Consider the following 11453-nt stretch of genomic DNA (forward strand, 5'->3'; position numbering starts at 1 on the left):
ATGCAAATAAAAAATGCCATTCAAATTAGGTGAATGGCATTTATAATAGATAAGTTATATTAACGAGTTAATTTGCTTATCTTAAATTGCTTCAATTAGAATTAAACCTTCACTTCCGGCATTAAAACTAACCGTGCCATTACTGACCGTTGCGATTGAACCATCATAAGCATTACGTACATTACTGCCATCAACAAAGTAATCAGCAACATTAACGGTAACAGTGCCTGTGCCATCAATTACGACAACCACGTTATTGACATTGCCAGAGATCGGATTTGTCCAACTACGCGCAAACGCTTTACCGCTTGATTGTCCAGAAAGCAGGATTTGCTGTCCAGCACCTACGGCTGGATTATCACGACGGAATTGTCCCACTTTTTGCCAATGCTGATGAATGCCATTATTTGCACGGCTCCAGTCAACACTTGAACGGCTGCCCTGATCTTTATCACTACCGCCATCTCCATTGAAACGGCCTAACTCATCACCGTAAAAAATTTGTACGCCGCCAGGTGATAACATTAATGCTGTACCTGCACGTTTTTGACGCACATCATCACCATTGTAATAAACAGATCCTGTATCATGGCTAGAGATATAACTCAGTACATTCCAATCTGTAGAGCTATTAACTTGGTTTGCATAACTGGCAAATTGATTGATCATGCTGTCAGTGCTTGCCACCATCCCGTCAATAATACCTTTAAAGCTAAAGTTAATGACTGAATCAAAGTTAGCTGTGGTATGAATATCAGACTGGCCAACACCATGCCCCCACACTTCCGCTGTAGACCAGAAATCGTCATTCCAATCAGCACCTGGCGCGCCAGTGTTATTTTGACGCCATTCATGTAGCGCAATATTGGCTTGATAATTTAGGTTTGCCCAGTTGTCATAGGTAACGTGTTTAGCCGTATCAACACGGAAACCATCAATACCATAATCTTTAACATATTGAACTAACCATTCAGTGATCCAATCTCGCACACGTTTAGTACCTTGCGCCTGATAGTTACTTAAATAACCTTGACCGAAGGTTGCTTTATTAGCTAAGAATGGCGGAATTCCAACTGCTTTAGTAGATTCTGTTTTAAAATCAGGTAGATAAGCTAAACATTTAGACAGATCATCACCGCCACAGTTATCATACCCCGGTAATCCCACGCGTATCCAATCTTTGCCCCACCAATTAAGCCATTTATATTCATCACCATCATAGTTAATAGTGCTGTGATAGCCAAACCAGTTTTCTCCGAACCCGGTGTCCAGTATGCCCCCGCCGTTGTTGAACCGTAGTTAAACTCATGCATATCTTTGAGTGTATTGTAGCCAGCATGATTCATTACCACATCCATAACTACGCGAATGCCTTGACTATGAGCGGTATCTACGAACTGTTTAAATTCAGCAGGCGTTCCCATATTAGCATCAAGATTCGAGTAATCCTGTACGTAGTAACCGTGATATGCGTAATGAGCAAAATCGCCATTACTGCCACCACCAACAAAACCATGAGCTTGTTCGTACGGTGCTGTGATCCAGATAGCGTTAACCCCTAAATCAGTAAAGTAACCGGCGTTAAGTTTTTCCGTTAACCGGCAATATCACCGCCGTGGAAGGTGCCGATATTTTTGCCCGTTGCATCAACACTTGGACGACCATAAGAGTTGTTATTAGATGAATTACCATCTTTAAAACGGTCGGTAATAACAAAGTAGACACTGGCGTTATCCCAGGTAAAGTCTGACGCGCTAGGCGGAGCGATTTTAGTTAGCGTGAAACACTCATTGGCACTGCTGTCGCTATTTTCAGCCCATAAACAAACTTGCATTGACTCATCAATGGCTAAGTCTGCCCCCACTACAATTACCGTACCATGGTTGAATGCAATGCCGTTCACAGGATCGCTTCCATCAACGGTGTAACGACCACCTATCACGTTATCACCAGTAGCATGCAGTGTGACGCTTACATCATCCGTAGAAAAAGTAGGACTGACAACATCAATACTAACATCCGCATCTTGAGTTGGGATATCACAACCATCTGTCCAACTCCCTGTAGACACATGATATGTACCATCACTAGCGCGTGTTAAATCAGGCGTTTTATTATTACCACTTTCACTGAAAAGCATATTGCTTGATTCGGTGTCTATAAAACTATAACTGAATAAGCCATCAGCAACTTCAATCATCGCATCGCCTGGCCAAATAGAATCAGGCGGTGTATCAACAGGTAGTGCATTCCAATGATGAATCGTTGGCTGTGATAATCCTTCAACACAAACAATGAACCCGGCTTGTGCCGCTTCCACTTTAGTGTAAGTGTAAGTCTGTGACACAGCTCCCTGCGCATTGGCGACATAAACTTGCAAATCAAGTGATTGGCCAATTTGTAATTCTGCACCGACAGAAATAATATCGCCATTACTAAAAACGGTTCCCTGAGTTGCATCACCGGTACCGATCAGATAGCGGCTATCTGTAATATTAACGCCACTGTAACTTAAGGTCACATTGAGACTATCTGTATCAAATTCACCATTTGCAGGGGTAATTGCTAATTCAGGTTTGACTGGTTGGACAACTTCCGCGGCTTTAATTTCATGCGAGGATGCATTAAAACTAATTGCATAATTTTTGTTATCAGCAACAACAAAATCTTGCGTTGGATAATTTTCACCCCATGAACCATCTGCGCTGCAAGCGGCAATTTTAAAGCGAGCAGGTGTCTCTTGCCCAGTGAACGCCTGCGTCAACTCATATAAACCAGGGGTAGCGCTTAATGCTAAAGGTGTTTGTTGCCAACCATTTGCCGTACCACGGAAACACCAAACGGGATCAGGTGTGCTTGAACAGCTAGCAACAGATTTCAGGGCAATATATTTACTGTCGCTATTGAAAGTAATTTCATAACTACCAGGCGATACAGTGTAATCTGCACTTGGATATGCTTCATTCCAATTACCATAGCGGTCTATTTTAAAACGAGGATTATCACTACCAAAGGTTTGGCAGGTTGTATATTCACTTCCGGAAACGTATTCTAAGGGCGTATTAGCCCAGCCATTTGGTGTACCGCGAAAATCCCATTCTGCTTGCGCAGAGAGAAACCGCAAACAAACCAAACAATAATGCTTTATTCATTTTAATTCCTTTTAACAACTAAATTAAAGCAACAACCACAATGGCTATTGCTTGATTTACAGGCAATAAAAAATCTAATTACTTATTCATATTTATTGCTAGATTGAATAGACAGCAAGCGCTGTTATAGTGCGAAGTTAATTGACTTCACGAAAAGATAACTATTTTGATATGCGGAATAATCCGTTATAACAATTCTGACTGATTGTTTAAGCGGCGATTCTAGTGCAAAAAACAAACAACAAGCAAAGAAAACAATTAAAATGAGAATTAAATCAATAAGAAAGCACTTACAAATCAAATTGAGCGGGTTTTCATCACAAAATTTATCAACGCGAACTCGATACATTATCGGTCAAATAAAAACATGATTTAGATAAATCATTTTGTTCTATCTGTTTAATATAAACTAAAACTTATAAGAACCTACTTTTTGGGTGTATTGATTCAAATCAATTTTGCTTTATTTAGTGTTTTACAATAAATAAAAAATAAGTATCCTTCCATCTTTACCGTAATGGGAATGTTTTTCCCATTCTATTGAGTTAGTGTATGGAAGACTAATCAGCGCTTAAAGGACTTTAACTATTAAAGAGTGAAGTTCTTCGATGGCAAATTGGATTAATCACCTAGCAAATATTAGTTGGTATACCTACCTCCCGCTCTTAATTATCCTCGGTCTATTTATCAGTATCAGAATGATACAAATCCGGGACTATATCTCCCCTGTTGATGATTCAAAGTGGAATTTGGTAACGATTAAAGAGGCGCTTTCTATCTCTCTAGCGTCAAAAATGGGAACTGGTGCAATAATAGGCGTTCTTGCTGCGATGTGGCTTAGTTCTGATACCGGTGTTGGTGGTGAAGGCGTCGTCCTATGGATATTCATTGGCATGTTTGTCATGCTACCGATCACCTATTCTGAAGTGTTATTTACTCAAGTAAGCAAATTAACCCCAAGATATTTTATTAAAAAACAGCTAAATAATCGATTTGCACAAATATACGCAATTGGCCTTGTGACGCTCTATGCCTTTGGATTTGTTGGTTTCCAATTTACAGGTGTGCAAACGGTTGTGCGCTTGTTTTCTGAGCAACATTTAGCCTATACCTTCACAGAAACTAGCGCATTAATTGGCATTGTTCTACCTATATTGTTAGGTGTAACTATTGTCATATTAACCAAAAGCCATGCTATCTTTATTAACACATTATCATCTATGATTTTTAGTCTCGTCATAGCCTATCTTTTATTTTTTATTATTTTCCTAATTAACACACCCGATTATTGGCTCGAATATGGGCAACGAATTGTCACCGATTTTTTACAATTTCGTAGTGCGGGTGTTGGTTTACCGCTTGGATTAATTATCGGTTTTCAGCGCATTATTCAGGTTGGAGAAACCTCACTAGGTACCTCTTCACTATCAAGTTCAGCGCGATTAAATTCTCCTCGTAGAGAGGCTGAAGTACAAACTTTCGCTACTATCATTTGTATCTTTGTTGCAGTGATAGTGTCGAGCTATGTCTTTTCTTATGGGCATTATCATATTGCTGATGTGGCGCTTTCTGAAAGTGGGTTTGACCGAATTAAAGGCTTTATTCTAACCGTCTATTCTGTTACCGGATACTTTGGTTTATCGATAGTGCTGGCCTTTTTCATCATTTCTGGATTTACAACAATATTGGGATCTTTTCATTACATCAATACCACATTAAAACTAACGCTTAATAAGCGCATTGCTATCTATCTTTTATTAATTTCAGTCTCTGGCTGCCTCAGTGTCGCTAATTTCGATGTCATCTTTGATGCCACTAACCTACTGATGTTTATAGTAGGCGGTATTAATCTAATCGCAATGGCACGCTTTGTCAGCCAAAAAATTCAACACGTTACCCTATAAGGTTATTATCATGAGTAAAAAAATTCTAATCATTGGTGGTGTCGCAGGCGGAGCCTCTGCAGCGGCACGCCTTCGTCGTCATAGCGAAGAAGATCAAATTATTATGTTTGAAAAAGGACCACACGTATCATTTTCAAATTGTTGCCTGCCTTACCACCTAAGCGGTGTCGTAGAAAAAGCTGACGACTTAGTACTAATGAGTCCTGAAAAATTTGCCTCTCAATATCGCATTGATGCTCGTACAAACCAAGAAGTCGTCACGATTAATCGTCAACAAAAAACCGTCACAATAAAGAAACTGTTAAGTGACGAAGTTTATAGCGAAAGCTACGACAAATTAATTCTTTCTCCAGGTGCAAAGCCAATCATCCCGGCTATTCCGGGTATTGATAAAGTTAACGCCTTTTCGATACGCAATGTCGTTGATATCGACCGATTAAATAGCTACATAAAAGGCAGTGATGCAAAAAACATTACTGTTATTGGTGGGGGCTTTATTGGCGTTGAGGTAGTCGAAAATCTCAAGGAAGCGGGTTACAACGTTACCCTCGTCGAAGCGATGCCACAAATAATGAGACCATTCGATTATGAAATGGTACAAATTCTACATAAAGAGTTACTTGACCAAGATGTTAATCTGATCGTTGCTGATAAAGTCGTTAAGTTTGAAGATAACATAACTATTTTAGCTTCCGGTAAAGCGATTCCATCGGATGTAGTCGTCATGGCAATTGGCGTTTCTCCAGAAACAAACCTTGCGCTTGATGCGAACTTGAAATTGGTGATAAAGGTGGCATTAAAGTTGACCAAAACTACTGTACTAATGACCCAGATATTTACGCAGTCGGTGATGCGATAGAAGTTTATGGTGCATTATTAAACAGCACCTTTTTGTTGTCACTAGCGGGACCTGCACAAAAGCAAGCACGAAGCGTTGCAGATCATATCAATGGTATGGCCGTTGACAATCGTGGTTTCATCGGCTCCTCTGTTGTTAAAGTATTTAATTACCATGCAGCTGCAACTGGACTTAACGAAGCACAAATACAAGCAAGTGGCATGGGCATTAACTATCAAACGGTAAAAATTATTCCCAACGATAAAGTCGGTTTAATGCCCGAATCATTTGGTGTTCACTTTAAATTAATTTTTGAAGTACCAACGGGCAGAATTTTAGGCGCACAAGCGATTGGTTTAGGTAATATAGACAAACGCATTGATGTTATCGCAACCGTCATCAAATTTGGTGGCACTATTTACGACCTAAAAGATCTCGAATTATGCTACGCCCCACCATTTGGTACAGCAAAAGATGTCGTTAACTTTGCAGGTTATGTTGCAACAAACTTAATGCGTAATGACTTCAAACAAGTCCATGGGCGTGATGTACGTGGATTAGTTGAAAATGGGGCATATATTGTTGATGTACGTGAAATTGATGAATACCAACTAAGTCACATCAAAGGCGCTGTTAATCTGCCACTGAGCGAAATACGTGAGCGCGTTAACGAATTGCCTAGCGATCAAACTATCTATGTACACTGCCGTAGTGGACAACGCAGCTACAATGCCGTTTTAGCATTGCAAAAAATGGGCTTTAAAGACGTTTATAACATATCAGGTGGTTTCATGGGCTTATGTTTTAATGAATATTTCAACGATAAAACCATGCATCGAGACCCTATTGTGACCAATTACAACTTTGACTAATCCAAGTGTCGGCTACGATTTGGCCGACGCTTCATTATTATTTTTGGATATACATTTATGATTAATAAAAAACAAGCATTTGCAGGTATCGGCATTTTACTCGCCGCCCTGTTTTTTGGTAAATGGGAATTAAGCAGTCAAATGCTATTTTTCCGATTACTGGTCGGCATGGGATTAGGCTATGCTTTAACTCGTGGATTCATGGGATTTGCGGGAAGTGTTAACCGTGCCTATCGAGGGGGTTCAACTAAACTGATGCAGATTTTAATGCTTCTGTTTATTGTCACAGCCATCGTTAATGCAGGCTTCCTATTCAATAGCGATATTAAGTCATACAATCTATGGATTAATCCGATTAATGCCGGTTTGATTCTAGGCGGCTTATCCTTTGGCTTCGGTATGACCTTCTCTTCTTGCTGTGCATCTGGCGTAATGACGGATTTAGTAACGGATTTACCACGTGCAGGTGTCACACTCATATTCTTTTCTTTAGGTGTATTTATCGGTTTTCCAATACAAAGTTCACAACCTTGGATAACAGAAAGTCTATTTACCAGTGCTTCATACGCTAACAATCCTGATTATAATGGTGTTTTTCTGCCTGATTTATTCACTTTTGATGGCCTAAATGGCTACCTAGGCGCAATCATTTTAACCACTATTTTTGCTGCGATTGTCATTTATCTATGTAAAAAATATGAAGATAAACGTCGTGAAAAAGGCACTTACCATGGTATTGATACTGAAATAGAGCAACAACAAACAGTTGCCGATAAAAATAAAAAGCCGGCCACTCCTTTTAAATTATTAAGCGCACAAACCTATCAACAAATTTTTGTTGAACCTTGGTCAATGAAAGCAGGTGCGATGATGATTGTCATTATGTTCACATTAATGTTAGCGGTTACGCAAACGGGATGGGGAGCATCGACCCCCTTTGGTATTTGGGTTGGTCAAATATTAACCTTCGTCGGCATGCCAATTGAACAGGTCGCACACTTTGCTGATCGACCTGTTGGTATGTTTGCAACCCCCTTCTTTGAGCACCCTATTTCAGTGCAAAATGTTGGTATAGTTATTGGTACATTATTCTGTGTATTAATGATGGGGCAGTTAAAACTATCATTCAATTATTCTGCTAAACAACTCGCCTTATTTGCAATGGGTGGTCTATTAATGGGGTTAGGTACTCGTTTTGCAAATGGCTGTAATGTAGGGGCGCTATATACTCCTATTGCCAACTTATCCTTATCTGGCTGGATCTTCTTCGTGGCACTAGTATCAGGTGGAATATTTGGTAATCGAGTTGCTAAACGAATTAGTTAAGTAATGAATAGGAAGATATAAGATTAGGCTACCCGTTTTTAAAACGGGTAGCCTCTGTTTTAGTGTAATTTTAAGCGAGGACGTAAAATACGGTTAATTTTTTCAACCAAGGTCATTAAGCCCGTACGTAAATAGCCATGTAAAGCTACTTGATGCATTCTATACAGAGAGACATAAACTAAACGCGCTAAGCGTCCTTCAATTTTCATAGACCCTTTCATCAAGTTACCCATTAAACTACCCACTGTGCTGTAATTACTTAATGAGACAAGCGAACCATAATCACGATACTGGTAGTCAGATAACGGCTTATTTTTGATCGTTGCTAAAATATTATTAGCCACTAAAGAGGCCATCTGATGAGCAGACTGTGCACGCGGAGGCACAAAACCACCACCTGGTAATGGGCAACTAGCACAATCACCTAATGCATAAATTGTCTCATCTAATGTTGTTTGTAAATTTGCTTTCACCACCAACTGATTAATACGGTTGGTTTCCAATCCCGCAATATCCTTCAAAAAGTCAGGCCCTTTAATACCAGCAGCCCAGACGATTAAATCGGCTTTAATCAGTTCGCCAGATTTAGTCATTAAGCCCGCTTCAGTCGCCTCAGTAACCATTGTCTGGGTACGTACATCCACACCCAACTTAAGTAGCTCTTGATGTGCTGATGCCGATATTCTTTCAGGTAATGCAGGTAAAATTTTATCACCAGCTTCTATTAAACTCACTTTAAGATCCGTTGATTTGATCTCTTCAAATCCGTAACTAGAAACTTGTTGTAGTGAATTGTACAGTTCTGCTGATAATTCAACACCCGTTGCACCCGCGCCCACAATAGCGACACTCACTTGTTCAGCTTCTTTCACACCAAGCTGTAAATACTTGTTCAACATGAGATGATGAAATTTCTTGGCTTGCTGTGGACTGTCTAAGAAAATACAGTGGTCAGCCACCCCTTTCGTGTTAAAGTCATTGCTAACACTCCCTAGCGCCATCACTAAAATATCGTAGCTTAATTCACTTTCAGATAATATTTGCGTGCCATCTCTGTCATTAAGGCTCGCTAGATGAATTTTTTTATTTTCTCTATCAATATTATCAAGCGCTCCCAGTCTAAATTTAAAACCATGGTTTGTTGCATGGGCGCGATAACTTAATGCATCAATACCATCATCTAAAGAGCCTGCTGCGACTTCGTGTAGTAATGGTTTCCATAAATGCGTTCTATTTTTATCAACGAGTGTGATTTGAGCTTTTCTTTTTTTCCCTAATTTTTTTCCTAATGATGTCGCTAACTCCAATCCACCAGCCCCACCACCAACAATTACAATATTAAGCATACTTACCTCGAGTTTATAACAATTTATTTATAGCATTAATTTCATCAACAAAAATAATGTTATAAATAAATTTTCTAGGGACATATTTATAGCTAGATCACAGAAGAGTGTAATTATTTTACACAAAAAAACAAGGGTATGTTAACACTAATCATTAAATGTGGATATGTGGTTATTTTATTACAGGAATGTTAAAAGAGAAATAATCGGTTACCTATGAAGATCTCTCTTTTTATAGCGATTTGATCAAGACTGCTTAAATTGTTTAATTGTTTGCAGGTGGTGAGAAATATCTTGAAATTTGTGCCCCTGATTTTCATCAAATATGATCGGATAATATTTAGAAAGAAGATAATCACTCTCTGCTGAATTAAGCATTTCATCAGTTCGAGAGAGGATACATAAACAATTTTCTCTATTTTTACGACGAAAATCATTGATACATTTAGTCGCTATATCAAGGTACTCTTCCGGCCATTCTATCTTACCGACCATATTATCTTCAGGATTAAGGTTCGGATTAAATAACACCTGTTTAATACCACAGAGATAGCCAATGCGCTCACTCCAATAACCTCCAAGTCCAACACCACATATTAGAGGATTATCATCATCACTACTCTGAACATGCTTATGTACTTCTTTGAGAATATGACTCATATCATGCTTTGGATGTATGGTGCTGTAATGAACGAAACGAACATCATCATCGATAAACTTTAATTGCATCACTTTTTCATGATTGCCTGGGCTTGTTGCATCGAAGCCGTGGAGATAAATGATCATTTAAATATTTCCGCCTTATTCTTCTATTGTAAATTACACGACTGGTTTACAAATCTTTTAAAACTTATAGTTCATCATCATATACAAACAAATCTGTATATCCATAAGTTTATGGGAATTAAAATAGAGTGCAAGGGGTGAACTTAAGTAATTAGACATCTTCTACAAACCGTCGTAATTTTTGACTATTTTCTATCCAACTAGGATCCCGATTCAGTGGCAATATGCACTTATTTTTTATATGGGCTAATTTATGTACACTATCATCTTTCAGCCCGCTTGTAACATCTAAGTTATCTAATATTGAAATAGCAGCATCGCTGTCATTGCATGCTAAAACCAAATCACAACCAGCAGCAATTGCTTGCTCTGCTCTATTAACATGGTTACCTGCAAAACTAGCGCCTTTCATTGAAATATCATCGCTAATGATGACACCTTTGAAGTTTAGTTGTTTACGCAATATAGTTTGTAACCAATATGATGAAAAGCCTGCCGGTTGTGGATCACATTGCGCATACACAACATGAGATGGCATTACAGCAGCAAGTGAAGCGCACTTTATTAATTGTTGAAAGGGTAAAATGTCGCTCGTGAATATAGCTTCTTCACTACGCTTATCTACCGGGAAATCGACGTGAGAATCAGCTTTAACACTACCATGACCAGGAAAATGTTTTCCCGTTGCACGCATGCCAACACTTTGCATACCTTGTATATAGGCTTGTGCCAATTTAATTGTTGTATTCACGTCCGATGAAAATGCCCGTTCTTTTATGACATCAGAAATGCCATTTAAGTCTAGTACAGGTGCAAAACTTAAATCGATGTCACAGGCTATCAGCTCACTAGCCATCACAGAGCCACTGCAAAAGGCAAGTTGTTGAGCTTTTTCCAAATCATGGCACTGCAGCAAACTTCCCGCGGCAGGTAACGTTGTAAAGCCATGACGGAAACGTTGCACTCGACCTCCTTCATGGTCAACACTGATTAATAAATCATTTTTAGCATGATAACGGATTTGTTGGACAAGCTCCTTGAGTTGCTTAATATCAACAAAATTCCGAGTAAATAAGATAACCCCCGCGACTAAAGGATGAGCTAATATCTCCTTCTCTTGCGCATCTAACTCTACACCTTTCAAATCAATTATTATCGGTCTCATCACTTTTTCTCATATAGGATCGTTCGGGAATTATACCAATTCGCATAATATTATAGTCATAACT

9 protein-coding genes and 1 pseudogene are annotated in these 11453 nt (G+C 39.0%); 4 read left to right on the top strand and 6 right to left on the bottom strand.

Annotation, left to right across the window (positions count from 1 at the left end):
• Positions 1-81 precede the first annotated feature (81 nt).
• The 3 genes and pseudogenes from AB2N10_RS06510 to AB2N10_RS06520 form a co-directional block, all read right to left on the bottom strand.
• On the bottom strand, positions 82-1167 hold the full coding sequence (locus AB2N10_RS06510) for an alpha-amylase family glycosyl hydrolase (RefSeq protein WP_354624476.1): 1086 nt from the start codon (positions 1165-1167) through the stop codon (positions 82-84).
• Positions 1113-1583, bottom strand: a pseudogene (locus AB2N10_RS06515) (alpha-amylase family glycosyl hydrolase); the annotation flags it as partial. The pseudogene AB2N10_RS06515 and the gene AB2N10_RS06510, both read right to left, overlap by 55 nt.
• Positions 1584-1594: 11 nt before the next feature.
• Positions 1595-3124 (bottom strand): starch-binding protein, encoded by a 1530-nt coding sequence (locus AB2N10_RS06520; protein WP_369434518.1) that lies wholly within the window; start codon positions 3122-3124, stop codon positions 1595-1597.
• Between the two features lie 726 nt (positions 3125-3850).
• Between AB2N10_RS06520 and AB2N10_RS06525 the strand changes: the two genes are divergently transcribed.
• Genes AB2N10_RS06525 through AB2N10_RS06540 form a run of 4 tightly spaced genes read left to right on the top strand, consistent with a single transcriptional unit; the run spans position 3851 to position 8092 of the window.
• Entirely contained in the window at positions 3851-5056 is a 1206-nt protein-coding gene (locus AB2N10_RS06525; protein WP_369434519.1) for a sodium:alanine symporter family protein, read from the top strand.
• Between the two features lie 10 nt (positions 5057-5066).
• The gene (locus AB2N10_RS06530) at positions 5067-5915 is read left to right on the top strand and encodes an FAD/NAD(P)-binding oxidoreductase (protein WP_369434520.1); all 849 of its coding nucleotides are present in this window, start codon (positions 5067-5069) and stop codon (positions 5913-5915) included.
• A gap of 35 nt (positions 5916-5950) precedes the next feature.
• Positions 5951-6766: a rhodanese-like domain-containing protein gene (locus AB2N10_RS06535; RefSeq protein WP_369434521.1), complete on the top strand. Its 816-nt coding sequence runs from the start codon at positions 5951-5953 to the stop codon at positions 6764-6766.
• A 57-nt stretch (positions 6767-6823) separates the two neighbouring features.
• The gene (locus tag AB2N10_RS06540) at positions 6824-8092 is read left to right on the top strand and encodes a YeeE/YedE family protein (protein ID WP_354624480.1); all 1269 of its coding nucleotides are present in this window, start codon (positions 6824-6826) and stop codon (positions 8090-8092) included.
• 59 nt (positions 8093-8151) lie between these two features.
• Here the strand turns inward: AB2N10_RS06540 and AB2N10_RS06545 are convergent, their stop codons facing one another.
• The 3 genes from AB2N10_RS06545 to nagZ all read right to left on the bottom strand — a co-directional run bounded on the left by AB2N10_RS06545 (position 8152) and on the right by nagZ (position 11389).
• Entirely contained in the window at positions 8152-9438 is a 1287-nt protein-coding gene (locus AB2N10_RS06545) for an NAD(P)/FAD-dependent oxidoreductase (RefSeq protein WP_354624481.1), read from the bottom strand.
• A gap of 246 nt (positions 9439-9684) precedes the next feature.
• Complete coding sequence (gene ycfP, locus AB2N10_RS06550; protein ID WP_354624482.1) at positions 9685-10224, bottom strand: alpha/beta hydrolase YcfP; 540 nt, start codon at positions 10222-10224, stop codon at positions 9685-9687.
• 151 nt (positions 10225-10375) lie between these two features.
• Positions 10376-11389, bottom strand: a complete 1014-nt coding sequence (gene nagZ, locus AB2N10_RS06555; protein WP_369434522.1) for a beta-N-acetylhexosaminidase — start codon at positions 11387-11389, stop codon at positions 10376-10378.
• Positions 11390-11453 lie beyond the last annotated feature (64 nt).

The organism is Psychromonas sp. MME1 (genome assembly GCF_041080865.1).
Taxonomy (GTDB): domain Bacteria; phylum Pseudomonadota; class Gammaproteobacteria; order Enterobacterales; family Psychromonadaceae; genus Psychromonas.